Origin of the sequence: Pseudomonas sp. NFXW11 (assembly GCF_049887815.1) — a bacterium.
Classification (GTDB): Bacteria; Pseudomonadota; Gammaproteobacteria; order Pseudomonadales; family Pseudomonadaceae; genus Aquipseudomonas.
In genome coordinates this window covers 706694-726436 of sequence record NZ_JAGEKI010000001.1, presented here as the reverse complement: position 1 = coordinate 726436, position 19743 = coordinate 706694, and the positions used below count along the sequence as shown (strand labels likewise).

Below are 19743 nucleotides of genomic sequence, written 5' to 3'. Positions count from 1 at the left end.
AGGGAGGCGCTCGCAAGCTTGAATGACCGCCTCTGCGAGGCGCCGCGTCATGCGCGCATAGCGATCCAGCCAACTGACGGCCTCCATGCGTTTGCCACAATCACGGCAGCCGACCCGCCTGAGCAACACGTTGAGGCATACCGCACGACCGAGAATCGGCAGGTCACGCACAGCGCGCTGGCAATACTCATGCGTGGTTGAGCAGGGTTTTTGGCAGCCGCTACAGGCAGGGAGTCGGGTGGGGTGGGGAATCAGATCGATCTGGAGAGCATCGCCATCAGACTTCATTGTGACGACAGAAAAGCCCTCCCAAAAAGGAAGGAAAGTATTAATATCACGCATAAGAACGCCGGTTTTTTAGATCTGTTTGCTCGCACGAACATCATCTATCAAATCGGCGTTTTTGTTTCTGAGTTTCCCGGGATTCCGTGAAGAACCATAAAAAAGGCAGCCCGCGGGCTGCCTTTTGGTGGGGGCGGGGGGGCTCAGGAGAGGAAGCCGCCGTCCACATTCAGCGAAACGCCAGTGGTGTAACTGGAGGCATCGCTGGCCAGGTAGAGCACCGCGCCGGCCATTTCGCTCGGGTCGGCCACGCGCTTGAGGGGGATCTGTGCCAGGGCGGTCTTGAGAATGGCGTCGTTCTTCACCAGGGCCGAGGCGAACTTGGTGTCGGTCAGGCCCGGCAGCAGGGCGTTGCAGCGGATGCCGAACGGTGCGCATTCTTTGGCGAAGACCTTGGTCATGTTGATCACCGCGGCCTTGGTCACCGAGTAGATGCCCTGGAAGATTCCCGGCGACACGCCATTGATCGAAGCCACGTTGATGATGCTGCCGCCGCCGTTGTCGCGCATCAGCTTGCCGGCTTCCACCGACATAAAGAAATAGCCGCGGATATTCACGTCCACGGTTTTCTGGAAGGCCCCGAGGTCGGTGTCCAGCACATTGCAGAACTGCGGGTTGGTGGCGGCGTTGTTGACCAGGATATCCAGGCGCCCGAACTGTTCGCGGATACCGGCGAAAACCTGGCTGATCTGCTCCATTTCACCAATATGGCAGGCAATCGCCGTGGCCTTGCCGCCGGCGGCGATGATGGCATCGGCCACGTGCTGGCAGCCTTCGAGCTTGCGGCTCGAAACGATCACGTGGGCGCCTTGCTGGGCCAGCAGCTTGGCAATCGCCTCGCCGATACCGCGGCTGGCACCGGAGACGAATGCGATCTTGCCATCGAGGTCGAACAACTGAGTCTTGGACATGGTTTTTCCTTGTTTTGGCTGTCGGGCGCCGGGGCGCGGTCAGAGGCTGGATTTGCCGATCACCTGCAGGCTCATCTGCTCCAGCAGCTTGTTCATGTGAATGAACTGCGCAAAGCGTTTGTCCTGGGTCTGGCCGTGGTAGTAGCGGTAGTAGATCTGCTGCACGATGCCGGCCAGGCGGAACAGGCCGTAGGTGTAGTAGTAATCGAAGTTGCCGATCTGGATGCCGGCGCGCTCGGCGTAGTAGTCGACGAATTCCTGGCGGGTCAGCATGCCGGGGGCATTGCTCGGCTGGCGGCGCATCAGTTGCACCGGGGCCGGGTCGCCGGCTTCGATCCAGTAGGCCAGGGTGTTGCCCAGGTCCATCAGCGGATCGCCCAAGGTGGTCAGTTCCCAGTCCAGCACACCGATGATCTGCATCGGGTTCTGTGCATCGAGGATCACGTTGTCGAAGCGGTAGTCGTTATGCACGATGCTCGAGGTCGGGTGGTCGGCGGGCATCTTGTCGTTGAGCCAGGCCTTGACCGCCTGCCACTGCGGGGCATCGGGGGTCAGGGCCTTTTCGTAGCGCTCGCTCCAGCCCTTGATCTGGCGTTGCACATAACCTTCTGGCTTGCCCAGGTCGCCCAGGCCGCAGGCGTTGTAGTCGACCCGATGCAGCTCGACGAAACGGTCGATGAAGCTCTTGCACAGGGCTTGGGTATTGCTGGCGTCCAGCCCCAGTTCCGGCGGCAGGTCGGAGCGCAGGATGATGCCCTTGACCCGCTCCATGACATAGAACTCGGCGCCGATCACCGACTCGTCGGTGCAGTGCACATAGGCCTTGGGGCAATAGGGGAAACCGTCCTTGAGCTGGTTGAGGATGCGGTATTCGCGGCCCATGTCGTGGGCCGACTTGGCCTTGTGGCCAAAGGGCGGGCGGCGCAGGACGAATTCCTGTCCGGGGTATTCCAGCAAGTAGGTGAGGTTCGAGGCTCCGCCCGGGAACTGGCTGATCTGCGGCGTGCCGGTGAGGCCGGGGATATGCGCCTTGAGGTACGGATCGATCAGGTTGGCATCGAGTTCCTCGCCGGAGCGAGTGCGGGTGGATTGGTCTGTAAGCGCCATGCTTATCCCTTCTGCTTATTCTGGAGGCCAGAGATTATTGGCTAATCTAATGTGCCTAGGGGGCCCTCACAATCGCCGAAGGCCTTTATAGGTGCGGGTGTTGCTGGGCAATCATTGCTTTTGATACAGGCGTTTGAATCCCCCTGCAAACCCTGCAATCGCCGCAAACCTGTAGGAGCCGGCTTGCCGGCGAAGAGGCCCTTGAGCCTTGCGCAACGGCGGACGACGCCTTCGCGGGCAAGCGGAACGCCGCCCGGCCCGCTCCTACGCCAGCCGCTGCGGTGTTACGAGCATAGGCGTTGTAGGGACGCGGATCAGCTTGGCGGCGGCAGGACCAGTGGGGTCAGCAACGGCTGGCCACTGAAGTGGGCCTGCAGATTGCGCCCGACCATGGCCACGGTGTCCCGGCTGGCCTGGGGCGACAGGCCGGCGACATGGGGTGTCAGCACCACGTTGTCCAGCTGCTTGAAGGCGTCCGGCACCTGGGGTTCGTCATCGAAGACATCCAGCGCCGCTCCGGCGATCTGCCGCTGTTGCAGGGCCTGCAACAGGGCATCGGTATCCACCACACTGGCCCGGGCGACATTCACCAGGAAACCCTTGGCGCCCAGCGCCTCCAGCACGTCCCGGTCTACCAGGTGACGGGTTTCGGCGCCGCCGGGCGTGGCGATCAGCAGCACGTCCGAATCCTCGGCCAGTTCCTTGAGGGTCGGGCAAAAGCGATAGGGCTGATCCGGCCGGGGCTGACGGCTGTGGTAGCTGACCTGCATCTCGAAGCCCAGGGCGCAGCGCCGGGCGATGGCCTGGCCCACGGCGCCCAGGCCGAGGATGCCCAGGCGCAGGCCGGCCACGGATGGGCGCGTGACCTTCGGCCATTGCCCCAGGCGCACCGCCGCATCGGCCTGGGGAATGCCCCGCACCAGGGACAACAGCAGGGCCAGGGCATGATCGGCCACGGACGAGGCGTTGACCCCGGCGCCATTAGTCACGGCGATGCCACGGTTGCTGGCCGCTTGCAGGTCGACCTGCTCATAGCCGGCGCCGATCACGCAGATGATCTGCAAACCGGGCAGGGCAGTGATTTCCGCCGCCGTCAGGCCCAGGGGGCCGCGGGTCAATACGGCGTCGATCTGCTGCGCGTGGGTCTTGATCGCCTCGGCCCGAGCCGCGGGAGTGGGGGCCAGGATCAGCTGGAAACCCTGCTGTTCCAGCAGGGGCAGGTAGGCATTGACGTTCTCGACCAGCACCAGGACGGTGGCGTGCATGGGGGCTTCCTCGAAAGGGTTCAGGCCAGGGGCTGGCGCAGTTGAAACACATTGCCTTCCGGGTCGACGCCGTCGCAGACCCGCGCGCCCTTGAACGACCATTCCCGTTCGGCGCCGTACAACCGGCCGCCGGCGCTGGCCGCGCGCTGCCTGGCCTGCTCCAGGTCGGCCACCTGGAACAGCGGCTTGCATGGCGAATCGCTGCGGGGCAGGGGCGGGTCCTGCAGCACGATGCGCGCGGCAATCGCCGCGGGCACCTGCACCAGGGTCAGCTCGTAGCCCTGGTGAGCCAGTTGCAGGTAGTCCGGTTGCTGGTCGCTGATCGGCCAGCCCAGCAGCTCGGCATAGAATTGCCCCAGGCGCTGGGGGGCCAGGCTGTAGAGGATGCAGCCAGTCAGGCTCGTGGCGCTCATCGAACACTCCGTGCAGATTGGGCGAAGGCTCAAGGGTGCGGTTTGCCAGGCGTTTTGGCAATGCTTGCCGACACCGTTCCCGGGGCGTCACGCCGTTGCCGGCGCACCCGGGGCAGTGCAGGCGGTGCCGCGTCTAGAAGCTCAGGTCCGGGGTCTTGGCCAGGCGCACGAAGGGGCCGTTCAGGGTGGCGTTATGGTGGGCGATGATCTTCTTCGCCCCCAAAATCGGCGTATCCATGCAGGTGTGGGCGTCTTCCACCAGTACCGCGGCAAAGCCCAGGTCGCCGGCGGCGCGGCAGGTGGCATCGATGCAGTACTGGGTCTTCATGCCGACAATCACCAGCTCAGTGACCTGGGCGTCGCGCAAGCGTTCAGCCAGTGCGGTGCCGACAAAACAGCTGGGGCGGGTCTTGTCCAGCACGCAGTCCTGTTGTTCATCCAGCTCCAGGGTCGGCAGCAATTGCCAGAGCGGGCTGCCGGCGGCGATCGGCGATTCGGCGGGGCCGGTGTGGCGCATGGCGAAGATCGGCGCCCCGGCCTGGCGTGCGCGGCGAATCAGCTGATTGATGTTTTCCAGCACTTGCTCGCGCTTGTAGGGCTTGTCCGGTCCGTTGAACAGCCCGACCTGCATGTCGATCACCAGCAGGGCACGCTTGGCGTTGAGTGAAGGCATCTTGTCTCTCCTTGTAATGCCAGCTGGACGGAGAAACAAAAGGCCCCGTCCATTGCTGGCGGGGCCTTGGTTTTACTGTGCTTGCCTTACCCTGCACAGCCACCACACGACCCGCCAGAGGCAGTCGTGGTATAGCGGGAGGCTGGGTTCAGCGCGTAGATATTCATGGGGTCCGATCATGCCGCCTGGCGATCGGCACTGTCAACGCAAGGGCAATCGCTGTCCATTCGCCGTGAAGATCGTCGGCAGGCTCCGGCGAAAATCCCCAGGGGCCGGGAGAAGCCCGGGCCAGACGCTTCGCTATCGATGAAAAAAATCGCTGCGGCGCACAAACCGTTCCTCAGCTGAGTCTATGCAGCGCCCGTGGAATCCCGGACAATCGCGCCCCCTCTGTTGGTGCGGGGTTTGGTCTGCCGGGTATTCCGGCGCGCCCCAAGCCAATGGCAAACGACCGGAATGTGGAGATCCCACCGGATGAATGATCAGGCCAACAGCGTTGATCAACGCTTTGAAACGGCGGCCCCAGCGGCCCTGAGCAGCTGGAATCGCCAAGACACCACCTGGATGCTGGGCCTGTTTGGCACCGCCATTGGTGCCGGTACCCTGTTTCTGCCCATCAATGCGGGCCTCGGCGGCTTCTGGCCGCTGCTGATCCTGGCGTTGCTGGCATTCCCCATGACCTTCTTCGCCCACCGCGGCCTGACCCGCTTCGTGCTCTCCGGTCGTGACGGCGCGGACATCACTGAGGTGGTGGAGGAACATTTCGGGATCAAGGCCGGTGCCCTGATCACCTTGCTCTACTTCTTCGCCATCTTCCCCATCTTGCTGATCTACAGCGTGGCCCTGACCAACACCGTCAGCAGCTTCATGACCAACCAGTTGCACATCGCGCCGCCACCGCGGGCGATCCTGGCCCTGGTGCTGATCTTCGGCCTGTTGGTGGTGGTGCGTTGCGGCGAGCAGGTGATCGTCAAGGCCATGAGCCTGATGGTCTATCCGTTCATCGTTGCCCTGGCGTTTCTCGCCGTGTTCCTGATTCCGCACTGGAATGGCGGCATCCTCGCCACCGTCAGCGATGTGCCGGCGCCTTCGGCCTTCCTGCATACCCTGTGGCTGGCGATTCCGGTGATGGTGTTCTCCTTCAACCACTCGCCGATCATCTCGGCCTTTGCCGTTGATCAGAAGCGTCGCTATGGCGTGCATGCCGAGCAGCGCAGCTCGCAGATCCTGTCCCGCGCCCACCTGCTGATGGTGGGTATGGTGCTGTTCTTCGTCTTCAGCTGCGTGCTGACCCTGTCGCCAGCACAGTTGGCGGAAGCCAAGGCGCAGAACCTGTCGATCCTGTCCTACCTGGCCAACCACTTCCAGAATCCGACCATTGCCTTCGCCGCGCCGCTGATTGCCTTCGTGGCCATCGCCAAGTCCTTCCTGGGCCACTACATCGGTGCCAGCGAAGGCCTCAAGGGCCTGATCATCAAGAGCGGCCGCCGCCCTGGGGCCAAGGCCCTGGACCGTATCACCGCGGCGTTCATGCTGGTGATCTGCTGGGCCGTGGCAACCCTCAACCCGAGCATCCTGACGATGATCGAAAGCATGGGCGGCCCGGTGATCGCGGCCATCCTGTTCCTGATGCCGATGTACGCCATCCGCAAGGTGCCGGCCATGGCCCGCTATCGCGGCCAGGCGTCCAACGTGTTCGTGACCCTGGTGGGCCTGGTGGCGATTACCGCCGTGGTGTACTCCCTGGCTTCTTGAGTGCTGCGGCGCGCTTGTCGGCGCCTGCCAGACCATGATGCAAACAACGCCGCCGGTGCTTCACAGCTCCGGCGGCGTTGTGCTTCTGGGCCCTGGCGCGTGGGCGCGACGGGTTTGGCCTGGCGGTTGTTCAAGCCCTTGACCTGGGTCGGCCGGCCTGCGGAATTAACGTCTAAGCTGATGATTTTGCTTTCGCCTGGAGTCATTTCATGGCCCGCGCCCACCCGCAGTTGCTGCATGCCCGGCTGGACAGTCTGCACCCGACCCAACTCACCGTCGGCCTGGCCGAAGTCAAGGCCAAGCGCCAGGAGTGGCGGCAGCTCAAGCGCAAGGCGCGGGCCGCGGCCCTGGATGATCACTGGTTTCCCTGCGTGCTGGGCCCCCAGCAGCGCTACTACATAGTCGATCACCACCACTTTGGCCTGGCGTTGCTGGAGGAGGGGGTCAAGGAGGTGCCGCTGCTGGTGCTCAAGGACCTGTCCTTTGTCGAGCCCGAGAGTTTCTGGGAGGTGATGGGCTTCTATCAGTGGGCCCACCCGTATGACGCCCAGGGCGTTCGGCGCTCGTTCGAGCGGATTCCCGGGCGCATCGGCGACCTGCAGGACGACCCCTACCGCAGCCTGGCGGGCCTGCTGCGCCGTGCCGGCGGTTTTGCCAAGGACGCCACGCCGTTCAGCGAATTTCTCTGGGCCGATTTCTTCCGCCGACGCATCGAGATCCAGGCCCTCGGCAAACTGGGGGCCAAGGTCCAGGCCCGGGCGATGAAGCTGGCGCGCAGCCAGGACGCACGTTACTTGCCAGGGTGGGTGGGGCAGATTGTCAACTGATCGAGGCCCGCTTGCGGCCACCCCCCAAGCCGCCAAGCCGCGGCGCACGCGAGACCTGCTGGCCGGGCTGTCCATCGCCGGCCTGCTGCTGCCGGAGGCGGTGGCCTATTCCAGCATCGCTGCCTTGCCGCCCCAGGCCGGGGTGATTGCCCTGTTCGCCGGCCTGCTGTGTTACGGCCTGCTGGGCAGCAGCCGCTTCGCCATCGTTTCCGCCACCTCGTCATCGGCGGCGGTGCTGGCGGCGGCGACCTTGTCCCTGGCCACTGGCGATGCGCAGTTGCGCTTGAGCCTGGCCTTTGCCCTGGTGCTGCTGAGCGGCGCCTTCTTTCTGCTGGCGGGGCTGTTTCGCCTGGGCGGGGTCACCGCCTTTATTGCCAAGCCGGTACTGCGCGGCTTCGCCTTCGGCCTGGCCCTGACCATCATCCTCAAGCAATTCGCCACGGTGGTCGGGGTGCACCTGAGTACCGGCAACCTGGTGCGCTTCCTGCCGCAGTTGCTGGAACAACTGCCGCAGTGGAACTGGGCCGGAGCCGCGGTGGCGGGGCTGGCCCTGCTGGTGCTGGCAATCTGTTCGCGGATTCCCTACCTGCCCGGCGGGCTGGTGGCGGTGCTGATCGGCATCGGCGCCGGGCAATGGTTCGACCTGCCGGCCCATGGTGTCGAGCTGATCGGGGTGATCGAGCTCAGGTTGGAGGTGCCGAGCCTGCCGGACCTGCCGTTTGCCGACTGGCTGCGCCTGGGGGAGCTGGCCTTTGCCCTGGTGATGATTCTGTATGCCGAGTCCTATGGCTCCATCAGTTCCATGGCGCTCAAGCATGGCGATCGGGTGTCATCCAATCGCGACCTGCTGGCCCTGGGGGTGTCCAACCTGGTGTCGGGGCTGTTCCATGGCATGCCCGCCGGCGCCGGTTACTCGGCCACCTCGGCCAATGAGGAGGCCGGTGCGCGCTCACGCCTGGCGGGGCTGACGGCCGCAGCGGTGATGCTGCTGATTGTGCTGACGGTGCTGCCCTATATCGCCCTGACCCCGGAGCCGGTGCTGGCGGCGATCGTCATCTACGCCCTGGGCCATGGCCTGAGTTTGCAGCCGTTGGGGCGCTACTTTATCTGGCGCCGCGACCGTTTGCTGGTGCTCTGCGCGGTGGCTGCGGTGCTGGTGCTGGGGGTGCTCGATGGCCTGTTGCTGTCGGTGGGAATCAGCATCCTGCTGATGCTGCGGCAGATGTCGGCGGCGGACATGCAGATCCTCGGCCAGCTGGGCAGCGGCCACGACTTTGTCGACCTGAGCCGCCATCCCCAGGCCCGTCAGGTGCCGGGGGTGCTGATCCTGCGGCCGGGGGAGGCGCTGTTCTTCGCCAATGCCGAACGCATCCTCGGCGCGGCCCTGCGCCTGATCCGGCATGTCGAGGCGCCGATCCACAGCATCATCCTCAGCCTGGAGGAGTCGCCGAACCTGGACGGCACCAGCATCGAGGCCCTGGACCAGTTCTTCCGCCAGGTGCATGAGGAAGGCAAGCACCTGGCCCTGGCTCGGCTCAAGTACGAGGTCAAGGAAGTGCTGGCCAGCCTGGAGTCGAGCCGCCAGTACCAGGTGCTGCTCAGCGGCACCAGCGTCGACGACACCTTGCAGGAAAGCCTGCACGGCTGGAACGGCCAGGCCCAGGCCGGGCAGTGAGCAGCGGCGCCTTCAGGCGCCGGGCCGCACCGCGAAGTAGCGGGCGGGGGAGTCGCCGAAGGCCCGGCGGAACATGGCGATGAAGTTGCTCGCCGAGGCGTAGCCAAGGGCATCCGCCACCTGATTGACCGCCACCCCGCGCGCCAGCATCTCCAGGGCCAGCGCCAGTTGTGCCTGCTGGCGCCACTGGGCGAAGTTCAGGCCGGTCTGTGCCAGCATCAGGCGCCGCAGGGTGCTGGCCGACATCGCGCCCCAGGCTGCCCAGTCCTTGAGCGTCCACTGGCTGTCGCGGTTATCGAGGATGGCCTGGGCGATCTTCAGCAGACGAGGTTCGCTGGGCAGCGGCAAGTGCAAGGGCTGCGGCGCCGCGCTGCGCAGTTCGTCGAGTATCACCGCGCTGATCCGCGCCTGCTCGGGGCTCAGGCGGGCCTGGTCGTTCCAGCCCGCAGCGCGCTCCACCAGCACCCGCAACACACTGGAGATTCCCAGTACGCAGGGCCTGTCCTGCAACTGCCGGCTGGCGTTGGGCGAGAGCAGCAGGCTCCAGCCGGTCATGGCGCCGCTGACGCGGATCTGATGCGCCACCCCCGGTGGCATCCAGCCGGCGCGTTGCGGCGGCAGCAGCCAGGCGCCATGAACGGTCCTGACCTGGATCATGCCGGTTTCCACACAGAACACCTGCCCGCGGGCGTGCTGGTGCCAGTCGTATTCCCGGGTGCCGAGACGAAACTCGTTAGCCGGGCGGTCATCGCCACGCAGCGCGATGACATCGGGTCCTGCACACCATTCGCTGAGGTCGTCGGGCACGGCGGCGTCGAAGTTGGTCATCTTGAGCACTTTTCACTATTTATCGAAGAGTTGCCGTTACCAGGTCATTGTCTTCCAGGGCGCAGAATTCGGTCCAGACCCTTACCGGCTGCCTGCCAGCCCATGACTTCGAGGAATGCCCATGTCATCCGTTTCCCTTTCGGCTGCACCCGCTTTGTTGAGGCGCGGCACCCCTGCCTGGGTGGCGACGCTGGTTGCCTGTGTCTGCGCCTTTATGGTGGTGATGGACGGCGCCATTGTGAATATCGCCCTGCCGGCCATGGCTCAGGAGCTGGCGCTGTCGTCCGTGCAAGTGCAGTGGGTGGTGGACGCCTACCTGTTGCTGCTGGGTGGTTTCATGCTGTTGGCGGCCCGCGCCGGTGACCTTTACGGGCGCCGGGCGCTGCTGTTGGGGGGGCTGGCGCTGTTCAGCCTCGCCAGCCTGGCCGGGGGCATGGCCCAGAGCGCCTGGGTTCTGCTGGGCGCCCGCGCGGTCCAGGGTTTCGCTGCGGCGGCCCTGGCCACTTCACCCCTAGCGGTGATCATGGCCGGGCACCCCAAGGGCGCCGGGCGTGAACGGGCCATTGGCCTGTGGGCGGCCTGTGCGGCCATGGGCTCGGCCTTTGGTGTGGTCGCCGGAGGGCTGTTGACCAGCCTCTACAGCTGGCGCTGGGTGATGTGGGTGAATGTGCCGGTGGGGCTGTTGCTAATGGCGGTGGTCGGGGCCTTTCTCAACCCGCGGGCTGCCGATGTTCGCCGCCAGAGGCTCGATGTTCCCGGTGCACTGAGCGTGACCCTGGCGCTGGGGGCCTTGATCTTCGCCCTGGCGCAGTCTACCCGCGACGGCTGGGCCAGCCTCTGGGTGCAGCTTGCGCTGGGGGTGGCACTGCTGGCATCGGTGCTGTTCGTGCTGGTGCAGCGGCGGGTTCCGGAGCCCCTGGTCAGGCTGGAGATTCTGCGCCTGCGCAATGTGTCCATCGGCATGTTGATGATCGGCGGCCTGGGTGCGGTGCTGACCTGTTCCACCTATTTCCTGTCCCAGGCGTTACAGCGGGTGGTCGGGCTCGATGCCTGGGATACCGGGCTGGCGCTGTTGCCCCTGGCGCTGGCCCTGGCCATTGCGGCGATGCTTTCGCGGCGCCTGCGTGAGGCGGGCTGCACGCGCTTGCCATTGTTCGGCGGGCTGATCTCGGCGCTGGGCCTGGCCTGGCTGCATGGCTTGCCGGCACAACCTTCAATGCTGCAAGACCTGCTGCTGCCAACGCTGTTCACTGGAGTGGGCTGCGGCCTGACCCTGATGAGCGCCACCCAGGCGGTGCTTTCAGGGGTGCCGCAAGCGGATTGCGGGTTAGCGGCGGGCCTGCAGAATGCTGCGCGGCAGTTGGGTGGGGCCATTGGCCTGGCGCTGCTGGTGGCTCTGGCCCATGGCGTCAGTGGCGATATGGCGGGCGCGGCGCTGCCCGTTGCGGCGGAGCTGGCCGGCTATCAGGCGGCCTTTCTGGCGGCAGCGCTGATCAGCTGCGCTTCGGCGCTGTTGTCCCTGGCGCTCAAGCAGGGCGAAAGCTGAGACAAAGCGCAGGCATAAAAAAACGCCGCGTATCGTGGAATACGCGGCGTTCCTTTTTACAACGCTAGAGCCTTAGGCTTGCACCACCGGGATCTTGGCGTTGGCGGCCGCTTCACGGAACTCGGCGATCTGGTCGAAGCTCAGGTAGCGGTACACGTCCGCTGCCATGCTGTCGATCTTGCCGGCGTAGTCCATGTACTCCTCGACGGTCGGCAGGCGACCGAGGATCGAAGCCACCGACGCCAGCTCGGCCGAAGCCAGGTAGACGTTGGCGCCATCGCCCAGGCGGTTGGGGAAGTTACGGGTCGAAGTCGACACCACGGTGCTGTTCGGTTCTACACGTGCCTGGTTACCCATGCACAGCGAGCAGCCCGGCATTTCCATGCGCGCGCCGGCCTTGCCGTAGATGCCGTAGTAGCCTTCCTCGGTCAGCTGGTGAGCGTCCATCTTGGTCGGCGGCGACAGCCACAGGCGGGTCGGCAGCTGGCCCTTGACCTGATCCAGCAGCTTACCGGCAGCGCGGAAGTGGCCGATGTTGGTCATGCAGGAACCGATGAACACTTCGTCGATCTTCTGGCCAGCGACGCTGGACAGCAGGCGGGCGTCGTCCGGGTCGTTCGGCGCGCAGAGTACCGGCTCGCTGATGTCGGCCAGGTCGATTTCGATGACCTCGGCGTATTCGGCGTCGGCATCGGCTTCCATCAGCTCAGGGTTGGCGATCCAGGCTTCCATCGCTTGAGCGCGACGTTCCAGGGTACGTGCGTCACCGTAGCCTTCGCCGATCATCCAGCGCAGCAGGGTGATGTTGGACTGCAGGTACTCGGTGATCGACTCTTTCGACAGCTTGATGGTGCAACCGGCAGCCGAACGTTCGGCCGAGGCGTCGGACAGTTCGAACGCCTGTTCCAGGGTCAGGCCTTCCAGGCCTTCGATTTCCAGGATGCGGCCGGAGAAGGCGTTTTTCTTGCCTTTCTTCTCGACGGTCAGCAGGCCGTTCTGGATGGCGAAGTAAGGAATGGCATGCACCAGGTCACGCAGGGTGATGCCAGGCTTCATTTTGCCCTTGAAGCGCACCAGGATCGATTCCGGCATGTCCAGCGGCATAACGCCAGTGGCGGCGGCAAACGCTACCAGGCCGGAACCGGCCGGGAACGAGATGCCCATCGGGAAGCGGGTGTGGGAGTCGCCGCCGGTGCCGACGGTGTCTGGCAGCAGCATGCGGTTCAGCCACGAGTGGATGATGCCGTCGCCCGGACGCAGGGAAACGCCGCCACGGGTCATGATGAAGTCGGGCAGAGTGTGGTGGGTGGTCACGTCGATCGGCTTTGGATAGGCCGCGGTGTGGCAGAACGACTGCATCACCAGATCAGCGGAGAAGCCCAGGCACGCCAGGTCTTTCAGTTCGTCACGGGTCATGGGACCGGTGGTGTCCTGAGAACCCACGGTGGTCATTTTCGGTTCGCAATAGGTGCCAGGACGAATGCCCTTGCCTGCTGCCAGGCCGCAGGCCTTGCCGACCATTTTCTGCGCCAGGGTGAAGCCCTTGGTGCTTGCAGCCGGAGCTTCAGGCTTCTTGAACAGGTCGAACGCTGGCAGGCCCAGTTCGGCGCGAGCCTTCTCGGTCAGGCCGCGGCCGATGATCAGCGGGATACGACCGCCGGCACGTACTTCGTCCAACAGCACTGGAGTCTTCATTTCGAAGGTGGCCAGGACTTCGTCGGTGCCGTGCTTGCAGACTTTGCCAGCATGCGGGTACAGGTCGATCACGTCGCCCATGTGCATGTTGGAAACGTCGAACTCGATTGGCAGGGCGCCGGCATCTTCCATGGTGTTGTAGAAGATCGGAGCGATCTTGCTGCCGAAGCAGAAGCCGCCGCCGCGCTTGTTCGGCACGTAGGGGATGTCGTCGCCGAAGAACCACAGTACCGAGTTGGTCGCGGATTTACGCGAGGAACCAGTACCCACCACGTCGCCAACATAGGCGATCGGGAAGCCTTCGCCGCGCATGGCTTCGATCTGCTTCATCGGGCCGGTCTTGCCTTGCTCGTCCGGAACGATGCCGTCACGGGCCATTTTCAACATGGCCAGGGCGTGCAGCGGGATGTCGGGACGGGACCAGGCATCTGGAGCAGGGGACAGGTCGTCGGTGTTGGTTTCGCCGGTGACCTTGAACACCCGCAGGCTGATCTTGTCTGCCAGTACCGGGCGCTTCTTGAACCACTCGCCTTCAGCCCAGGATTGCAGCACGGCCTTGGCGTGAACGTTGCCGTTCTTGGCTTTTTCCGCCACGTCGTGGAAGGCATCGAACATCAGCAGGGTGTGCTTGAGTTCTTCGGCGGCCACTGGCGCCAGTTCGGCGTCGTCCAGCAGTTCAACCAGGGTCACGATGTTGTAGCCGCCCTGCATGGTGCCGAGCAGTTCTACAGCGCGCTTCTTGTCCAGCAGAGGGGAGGAGACTTGACCCTTGGCCAGTGCAGACAGGAAACCGGCTTTTACATAAGCCGCTTCGTCCACGCCAGGTGGAATACGGTTGGTGATCAGGTCAAGGAGGACGGCTTCTTCGCCAGCCGGGGGATTCTTCAGCAGCTCGACCAGGCCTGCAGTTTGTTCGGCGTTTAGCGGCTGGGGAACGATACCCAGTGCTGCACGCTCTTCGATATGTTTGCGGTAGGCTTCAAGCACAGTATTACCCTCATCAGTGGTCCCAAATGGGTGTCCGGGACGCTCATCCCGAAATTGCCGCACTCATGCGCTGCGTGGCGTTGTGCGCCACTTAGCCAGAATTACCGACAATTCCTTACAGAAGCTGCTTTCAAAGTTTTACGCCTGCAGAACGGGAGCTGATGAGGGTTGGCACCGGACTTTTCCCCGCTGGAAAAACCCGGCACCAACACCGTTCTGAAGGAACGACTGTGCTCGTGACGCTTTGAAAACAGCTTCAAACGGACATTGGTGCCTAAAAAGGCTGGCTGATTCTACGGCAAAAAAAGTCTGAAGGTAAGTTAGCGTATTGAAGTTTGAGGGGTGATCAAGCTTAGACAAAGGGCTAACATGCCCGCCTGTTTTGCTTTCACGTGTGCTGTCTATCTATGCCCAATCAGATCATCAAGACCCCCTGCGTGGGCCTTTGCTCCACTGTCTACGGCGACCTGGTGTGCCGTGGCTGCAAGCGTTTCCACCATGAAGTGATCAACTGGAACGGTTACAACGAAGAGGAAAAACGCGCGGTCTGGTTGCGTCTCGAGCACCTGTTGGTGCAGGTAATGGCGGCCAAGCTGGAGGTTTTCGATGGGGCGCGCCTGCGCCAGCAACTGGAGCAGCGCAAGATCCGCTTCGTGCCGCAACAGTCCGAATACTGCTGGGCCTACCAGCTGATTGCCCGTGGTGCCCGGGTGATCAACCAGCTCGACGCCTATGGCATGGCGCTATTGCCAGAGTTTCGCGATTGGGGCCTGCCGGAATTGCGCGACGCCATCGATCGGGAATTCTTCCTGCTGTCCGAAGCCCACTACCAGCGCTATATCGCCCCGGGCTTTCTCAAGGACGCCCTGGGTCCCTGACACGGCTGGTTGACCAGGGTGGTTGCTGACGGTTGGGCTTGGGGCCGCGTTGCGGCCCGGCGGGAGCGAGCTCCCTCGCCACAGAGGACTCAGGCCTTGGCCGCCAGCTCTTCGAGGTGATCCATGATCTCGCTCGGCTTGAGCACCAGCACATCGCTGTCCAGGGCGTCGAGCACCACCTCGGCGGTATTGCCGATCAGCGCCCCCGAGAGCCCGGTGCGGGCCACGGTGCCGATGATGGTCAGCGCCGCGCCGAGCTTGTAGGCCATATGGGGAATCAGCACGTCCGCCGGGCCTTCCTCGATATGCAGGTGGGCGTCGTCGATATCGAACTCGGCCTGGAAGGCCTGGCACGCCTCGCGGTAGCGCGCCTCGATGGTTTCCTTGAGCTGGAACACCGGGTCGGCCGACGACAGCATCGGTGACGGATGGGCGCTGATCACATGCAACTGGGCCTTGGCCAGGCTGGCGATATCGAAACCATGATCGACAATGCTGGCGTGCAGCGCCCGATGCTCGCCGTCCAGGTTGCCCACGTCGATCGCCGCCATCACCACGCCACCGCTCCAGGGCGTGGCGCTTTTCACCAGCAGCACCGGGGTCGGGCAATAGCGCAGCAGTTTCCAGTCCGCCGGGGTCAGCAGGGCCTTCTTCAGCGGGCTGTCGGGCAGGTGCTGCTTGATCACCAGGCCGCAGCCTTCGGCCTGCTGCACGTCGATGATGGTTTCGTGCAGGCTCTCGTTCCACGCCTGCTCGGTGGTCACGCTATAACCTTCGCCGCTCAGGCTGCTCTTGAGGACGCTGAGCAGCGCCGAATGCTCGTGCTTCTTGTCGCACACCAGCAGATGCAGGTGCGCCTGGGTCACCCCGGCAATCAGCTTGGCACGCTTGAGGGCCAGGCTTTCGCCGGGCGTGGGATCGATGACCACCAGGATACTGCGGATGCTTTGCATGATCGGGATCTCCGGAAAAGGGATAAGCGGCTGATTGGCACAACTATAGTTGCTGGCGCCCGAGCCGTTTGTTGATGCATATCAAACGCGCTTGCTGGTGGTTCGCGGCGTGGCCGGTATAATCGCCGGCCTTTCGCTGTGAAGCCTTATTTGTCTCGTGAGCCTCATGTTATCGATCACTGATAGTGCCGCCATCCCGCTCCCGGCTGTGGCGGATTGCTCGGAAATGCACCAATGAACTTTCCGGAAATTCATGACTTCCTCGGCTGCCGCACCCCGGACGCCTGGGTCCAGGCGGCCCTGGCCGACCAGGAAACCCTGCTGATCGACCACAAGAACTGCGAATTCAAGGCCGCCAGCACCGCCCTGAGCCTGATCGCCAAGTACCACTCGCACGTTGACCTGATCAATATGATGTCGCGCCTGGCCCGGGAAGAGCTGGTGCACCATGAACAGGTGCTGCGCCTGATGAAGCGGCGCAAGGTCGAGCTGCGCCAGCTGCACGCCGGGCGCTATGCCTCGGGCCTGCGCAAGGTGGTGCGCAGCCACGAGCCGGTGAAGCTGGTGGATACCCTGGTGGTGGGGGCCTTTATCGAGGCTCGTAGCTGCGAGCGTTTCGAGGCCCTGGTGCCGCACCTGGACGAAGAATTGGGCAAGTTCTACTTCGGCCTGCTGAAAAGCGAAGCCCGGCATTACCAGGGCTACCTGAAGCTGGCCTACCAGTACGGCGAGGCCAAGGACATTGCCCAGGTGATCGAGCGGGTGCGTGCCGCCGAGCAGGAACTGATCGAATCCCCGGACCCGGAGTTCCGCTTCCACAGCGGCGTGCCGGCCTGGTGAAGCGCTGCCCCTGTATAAAAGCAGGGGCAAATTGTTAAAAACTCTTAAAAGAATGAAATTTCGCGAATAACCAGGCCAGGTCCCGGGTTTTGTGCTGCGCGTTAGCCTTTCTTTAATCCGTTGCCCTCTATAATGCGCGCACTCAAATCGTGCATGAACAGACTGGCAACTATGGATAACCTGGGTCTTGGCAAAGTACTGCTGGTGGAAGACGACGAGAAGCTCGCCGGGCTGATCGCCAATTTTCTCTCCCAGCACGGCTTCGAGGTGCTGACGGTGCATCGCGGCGATGTGGCCCTGGCGGCATTTCTCGAATTCAAACCGAAACTGGTGGTACTCGACCTGATGCTGCCGGGCCAGAGCGGCCTGCACGTGTGCCGGGAAATCCGCGCCGTGGCCGACACCCCGATCGTTATCCTCACCGCCAAGGAAGACGACCTGGACCACATTCTCGGCCTGGAGTCCGGCGCCGACGACTACGTGATCAAGCCCATCAAGCCGGCGGTGCTGCTGGCCCGCCTGCGCGCCCTGCAGCGCCGCCAGGTGCCCGAGGCCCCGGCCCAGCGCGGCGCCCTGGAATTCGGCGTGCTGAGCATCGACCGCAGCAGCCGCGAGGTGCGCCTGGCCGGCGAGCCGATCGAGCTGACCACCATGGAATTCGAGCTGCTGTGGCTGCTGGCCAATGCGGCGGGCAAGACCCTGTCCCGCGATGACATCCTCAACCGCATGCGCGGTATCGAGTTCGACGGCCTGAACCGCAGCGTCGACGTCTACATCAGCAAGTTGCGCGGCAAGCTCAAGGACAACCCGCGTGAGCCGGTGTGCATCAAGACCGTGTGGGGCAAGGGTTACCAGTTCAATCCATTCGCCTGGGAGATCTGAATGCTACGGCTGTTTCTGGGGCTCTACCTGTTCCTGGCGCTGGGCTTTGCCGGGGCCATGACGGCCGTGCAGCATATTTTCCTCACCTACCTGGCGGCCGACCTGATCGAGTCCTACAACCGCGATGCGGTGCGCGGGCCGGCCTATAGCCTGAGCGAACAGCTGCGGCCGTTCGACGAGGCCGGGCGCCAGCGCCAGCTGGAACTGCTCAAGCCGCACTACGGCTTGCTGCTCAAGCTGGTCAAGGCCGAAGACCTGGCCCTGAGCGAGCGCGAACGAGCCCTGCTGGGCTCCAACCAGCTGGTGGTGCGCGATGAGTTCACCGAGTTCATTTCCAGCATCGATGGCGGCTCGCAGCTGCTGAGCATCAAGCTGCCGGAAGACCCGCCCCTGACCCTGCTCTACAACATCGCCGCCTACGCCTTGCTCGCGGCGCTCCTGGGCATAGTGCTGTACTTCTGGGTGCGCCCGCACTGGCGTGACCTGGAGCGCCTGCGCCTGGCCGCCGAGCGCTTTGGCGGCAATGACCTGGGCACGCGCCTGCACCTGTCGCGGCGTTCCAACATTCGCGACCTGGCCCAGCACTTCAACCGCATGGCCGCGCGCATCGAGGGCCTGATCGCCAACCAGCGCGAGCTGACCAACGCGGTCTCCCACGAGCTGCGCACCCCCATCGCCCGGCTGTCGTTCGAGCTGGACCAGCTGCAACAGCAGCCCGACCCCGAGGAAAACCGCGAGCTGATCGCCGACATGTACGCCGACCTTGGCGAACTGGAGGAAATGGTTTCCGAGCTGCTGTCCTACGCCAGCCTGGAACACGGCGCGGCCACCATCAACCGTGAAAGCATCCAGGCCCAGAGCTGGCTCGACAGCGTGGTCGGCAGCGTGGCCCTGGAGGCCGAGGCGGCGGGGGTGCAGCTGTTGATCCGCTCCTGCCAGGTGGATTACGTACGCATCGAGCCACGCTTTATGGCGCGGGCGGTGATCAACCTGTTGCGTAACGCCATTCGCTACGCCGACCGGCGGGTGGAAGTGTCTCTGGTACGCCTGGAGCAGGGCTATGAGGTGCGGGTCAACGACGACGGCCCCGGCGTGCCGGTGGACGGGCGGGAAAAGATCTTCGAACCCTTCTCCCGACTGGATGCCAGCCGCGACCGCCGCACCGGCGGCTTCGGCCTGGGCCTGGCCCTGGTACGGCGGGTTTCGCAATGGCACGGCGGCAAGGTCGAAGTGCTGGAGTCGGAGTGGGGCGGCGCCTCGTTCCGCCTGACCTGGGCGCATATCGATTAAGAGCAGCTGCAAGTTTCGAGCGGCAAGCGGCAAGTGGGTAACTTGTAGCTTGCCGCTTGAAACTTGCCGCTGCTTTAGAAGCTGTATTCGATCTGGGTGCCCAGCACTGTTTGCAGGCGCCGGTCGACGATCGGGCTGTTACCCGCTTCCTTGCCCAGGTACTGCATCGACAGTTGGGTCGAGAGCTTGGTCTGTTCGTTGAGCGGCAGGCTCCAGGTCAGGTCGCCGCCGCTGCTGACCAGGCCGCCCTTGGCGCGGTAGGCGCCGAAGCGGCTGTTGGCCGCCTGGGTATCACTCACGCCATACCAGGTCTGCATATAGTCGGCATTGCCGAACTGGCTGTTGAGGCTGGCATCCAGGCTGCCGTAGCTGCCTTCATACAGGTTGGTGCCGACGCTCAGCGTCAGCTGGCTGTAGGCCTTGCCGGTATCGCGGTTGTCGTTCTTCTTCACCGCGTGGGTCAGGGTGGCGCCCAGCTCGAACGGGCCCAGGTCGTAGCCCAGGTGCGCGCCGAACTGCGCCCGCGACTTGATCTGGCCCATGCCCTTGAGGCGCTTGGAACCCTGGCCCATGTGGTTCTTGTCGCGACGTTCCTCGCTCGGGCCGACCCAGGTGCTGAACGACAGGTCGCCCCATTCATTGCCCCAGCCCAGGCCCTGTTCGGTGTTGAGGAAGACGCCATAGGGGCTGACGATCTCGCCACCCAGCAGCGGCATCACTGCGCGTTCGTCGCTGCCGCTGTAGCGCGGCACGCTGGCGGCGCCGGCGTGCAGGCCGAATTTCCAGTCTTCGGCGTGCAGCGTGGCAGGGACTGTGGTCAAGCCCAGGGTGCCGACCCAGAGGGCCAGGGTGGTGGAGCGTTTGAAGGTTGTCATG

The 19743-nt window shown here is 64.1% G+C and carries 17 protein-coding genes and 1 pseudogene; 8 read left to right on the top strand and 10 right to left on the bottom strand.

Annotation, left to right across the window (positions count from 1 at the left end; all coding sequences use genetic code 11):
* From J4P02_RS03195 to J4P02_RS03170, 6 genes and pseudogenes are all read right to left on the bottom strand, one after another.
* Positions 1–342: pseudogene (locus J4P02_RS03195) on the bottom strand (ISL3 family transposase); the annotation flags it as partial.
* Positions 343–485: 143 nt separating this feature from the next.
* Entirely contained in the window at positions 486–1253 is a 768-nt protein-coding gene (locus tag J4P02_RS03190) for an SDR family oxidoreductase (protein ID WP_426187683.1), read from the bottom strand.
* 39 nt (positions 1254–1292) lie between these two features.
* Positions 1293–2360: a phosphotransferase family protein gene (locus J4P02_RS03185; RefSeq protein WP_426187681.1), complete on the bottom strand. Its 1068-nt coding sequence runs from the start codon at positions 2358–2360 to the stop codon at positions 1293–1295.
* Positions 2361–2674: 314 nt separating this feature from the next.
* Positions 2675–3625 (bottom strand): 2-hydroxyacid dehydrogenase, encoded by a 951-nt coding sequence (locus J4P02_RS03180; RefSeq protein WP_426187679.1) that lies wholly within the window; start codon positions 3623–3625, stop codon positions 2675–2677.
* Positions 3626–3645: 20 nt separating this feature from the next.
* Positions 3646–4038, bottom strand: a complete 393-nt coding sequence (locus tag J4P02_RS03175) for a VOC family protein (RefSeq protein WP_426187677.1) — start codon at positions 4036–4038, stop codon at positions 3646–3648.
* Positions 4039–4171: 133 nt separating this feature from the next.
* Positions 4172–4711: a cysteine hydrolase family protein gene (locus J4P02_RS03170; RefSeq protein ID WP_426187675.1), complete on the bottom strand. Its 540-nt coding sequence runs from the start codon at positions 4709–4711 to the stop codon at positions 4172–4174.
* Between the two features lie 474 nt (positions 4712–5185).
* Between J4P02_RS03170 and J4P02_RS03165 the strand changes: the two genes are divergently transcribed.
* From J4P02_RS03165 to J4P02_RS03155, 3 genes are all read left to right on the top strand, one after another.
* Complete coding sequence (locus J4P02_RS03165; protein ID WP_426187673.1) at positions 5186–6466, top strand: serine/threonine transporter; 1281 nt, start codon at positions 5186–5188, stop codon at positions 6464–6466.
* A 209-nt stretch (positions 6467–6675) separates the two neighbouring features.
* A complete protein-coding gene (locus J4P02_RS03160; protein WP_426187671.1) occupies positions 6676–7293 on the top strand; it encodes a ParB-like protein in 618 nt (205 codons plus the stop codon).
* A complete protein-coding gene (locus J4P02_RS03155; protein ID WP_426187669.1) occupies positions 7283–8968 on the top strand; it encodes a SulP family inorganic anion transporter in 1686 nt (561 codons plus the stop codon). Before J4P02_RS03160 ends, J4P02_RS03155 begins: the two co-directional genes overlap by 11 nt.
* A gap of 12 nt (positions 8969–8980) precedes the next feature.
* Here the strand turns inward: J4P02_RS03155 and J4P02_RS03150 are convergent, their stop codons facing one another.
* On the bottom strand, positions 8981–9796 hold the full coding sequence (locus J4P02_RS03150; RefSeq protein ID WP_426187667.1) for an AraC family transcriptional regulator: 816 nt from the start codon (positions 9794–9796) through the stop codon (positions 8981–8983).
* Between the two features lie 121 nt (positions 9797–9917).
* Between J4P02_RS03150 and J4P02_RS03145 the strand changes: the two genes are divergently transcribed.
* The gene (locus J4P02_RS03145) at positions 9918–11342 is read left to right on the top strand and encodes an MFS transporter (protein WP_426187665.1); all 1425 of its coding nucleotides are present in this window, start codon (positions 9918–9920) and stop codon (positions 11340–11342) included.
* A gap of 72 nt (positions 11343–11414) precedes the next feature.
* Here J4P02_RS03145 and acnB read toward each other — a convergent pair whose 3' ends face one another.
* Positions 11415–14024: a bifunctional aconitate hydratase 2/2-methylisocitrate dehydratase gene (acnB, locus tag J4P02_RS03140; protein ID WP_426187663.1), complete on the bottom strand. Its 2610-nt coding sequence runs from the start codon at positions 14022–14024 to the stop codon at positions 11415–11417.
* A 407-nt stretch (positions 14025–14431) separates the two neighbouring features.
* On the opposite strand from acnB, the gene J4P02_RS03135 reads away from it, so the two are divergent.
* Positions 14432–14902, top strand: a complete 471-nt coding sequence (locus J4P02_RS03135; RefSeq protein WP_426187662.1) for a DUF1289 domain-containing protein — start codon at positions 14432–14434, stop codon at positions 14900–14902.
* An 89-nt stretch (positions 14903–14991) separates the two neighbouring features.
* Here the strand turns inward: J4P02_RS03135 and J4P02_RS03130 are convergent, their stop codons facing one another.
* On the bottom strand, positions 14992–15855 hold the full coding sequence (locus J4P02_RS03130) for a universal stress protein (protein WP_426187660.1): 864 nt from the start codon (positions 15853–15855) through the stop codon (positions 14992–14994).
* A 234-nt stretch (positions 15856–16089) separates the two neighbouring features.
* Here J4P02_RS03130 and J4P02_RS03125 point away from each other — a divergent pair, with 234 nt between their 5' ends.
* From J4P02_RS03125 to J4P02_RS03115, 3 genes are all read left to right on the top strand, one after another.
* On the top strand, positions 16090–16695 hold the full coding sequence (locus J4P02_RS03125; protein WP_426187658.1) for a tRNA-(ms[2]io[6]A)-hydroxylase: 606 nt from the start codon (positions 16090–16092) through the stop codon (positions 16693–16695).
* Between the two features lie 171 nt (positions 16696–16866).
* Positions 16867–17577 carry a winged helix-turn-helix domain-containing protein gene (locus tag J4P02_RS03120; protein ID WP_426187656.1) on the top strand — a complete coding sequence of 237 codons (711 nt, stop codon included), beginning with the start codon at positions 16867–16869 and terminating at the stop codon, positions 17575–17577.
* Between the two features lie 57 nt (positions 17578–17634).
* A complete protein-coding gene (locus J4P02_RS03115) occupies positions 17635–18867 on the top strand; it encodes an ATP-binding protein (RefSeq protein ID WP_426187727.1) in 1233 nt (410 codons plus the stop codon).
* 74 nt (positions 18868–18941) lie between these two features.
* Here J4P02_RS03115 and J4P02_RS03110 read toward each other — a convergent pair whose 3' ends face one another.
* Positions 18942–19742 carry a MipA/OmpV family protein gene (locus J4P02_RS03110; protein WP_426187654.1) on the bottom strand — a complete coding sequence of 267 codons (801 nt, stop codon included), beginning with the start codon at positions 19740–19742 and terminating at the stop codon, positions 18942–18944.
* Position 19743 lies beyond the last annotated feature (1 nt).

What these genes read in the sequence shown, in the direction of transcription:
- J4P02_RS03185 (WP_426187681.1), bottom strand. Translation starts at nt 2,360, where the DNA reads ATGGCGCTTACAGACCAATCCACCCGCACTCGCTCCGGCGAGGAACTC.
- J4P02_RS03130 (WP_426187660.1), bottom strand. Translation starts at nt 15,855, where the DNA reads ATGCAAAGCATCCGCAGTATCCTGGTGGTCATCGATCCCACGCCCGGC.
- J4P02_RS03110 (WP_426187654.1), bottom strand. Translation starts at nt 19,742, where the DNA reads ATGACAACCTTCAAACGCTCCACCACCCTGGCCCTCTGGGTCGGCACC.
- J4P02_RS03170 (WP_426187675.1), bottom strand. Translation starts at nt 4,711, where the DNA reads ATGCCTTCACTCAACGCCAAGCGTGCCCTGCTGGTGATCGACATGCAG.
- J4P02_RS03150 (WP_426187667.1), bottom strand. Translation starts at nt 9,796, where the DNA reads ATGACCAACTTCGACGCCGCCGTGCCCGACGACCTCAGCGAATGGTGT.
- J4P02_RS03125 (WP_426187658.1), top strand. Translation starts at nt 16,090, where the DNA reads ATGAACTTTCCGGAAATTCATGACTTCCTCGGCTGCCGCACCCCGGAC.
- J4P02_RS03115 (WP_426187727.1), top strand. Translation starts at nt 17,635, where the DNA reads ATGACGGCCGTGCAGCATATTTTCCTCACCTACCTGGCGGCCGACCTG.
- J4P02_RS03165 (WP_426187673.1), top strand. Translation starts at nt 5,186, where the DNA reads ATGAATGATCAGGCCAACAGCGTTGATCAACGCTTTGAAACGGCGGCC.
- J4P02_RS03145 (WP_426187665.1), top strand. Translation starts at nt 9,918, where the DNA reads ATGTCATCCGTTTCCCTTTCGGCTGCACCCGCTTTGTTGAGGCGCGGC.
- J4P02_RS03160 (WP_426187671.1), top strand. Translation starts at nt 6,676, where the DNA reads ATGGCCCGCGCCCACCCGCAGTTGCTGCATGCCCGGCTGGACAGTCTG.
- J4P02_RS03135 (WP_426187662.1), top strand. Translation starts at nt 14,432, where the DNA reads ATGCCCAATCAGATCATCAAGACCCCCTGCGTGGGCCTTTGCTCCACT.
- J4P02_RS03180 (WP_426187679.1), bottom strand. Translation starts at nt 3,625, where the DNA reads ATGCACGCCACCGTCCTGGTGCTGGTCGAGAACGTCAATGCCTACCTG.
- J4P02_RS03175 (WP_426187677.1), bottom strand. Translation starts at nt 4,038, where the DNA reads ATGAGCGCCACGAGCCTGACTGGCTGCATCCTCTACAGCCTGGCCCCC.
- J4P02_RS03120 (WP_426187656.1), top strand. Translation starts at nt 16,867, where the DNA reads ATGGATAACCTGGGTCTTGGCAAAGTACTGCTGGTGGAAGACGACGAG.
- J4P02_RS03190 (WP_426187683.1), bottom strand. Translation starts at nt 1,253, where the DNA reads ATGTCCAAGACTCAGTTGTTCGACCTCGATGGCAAGATCGCATTCGTC.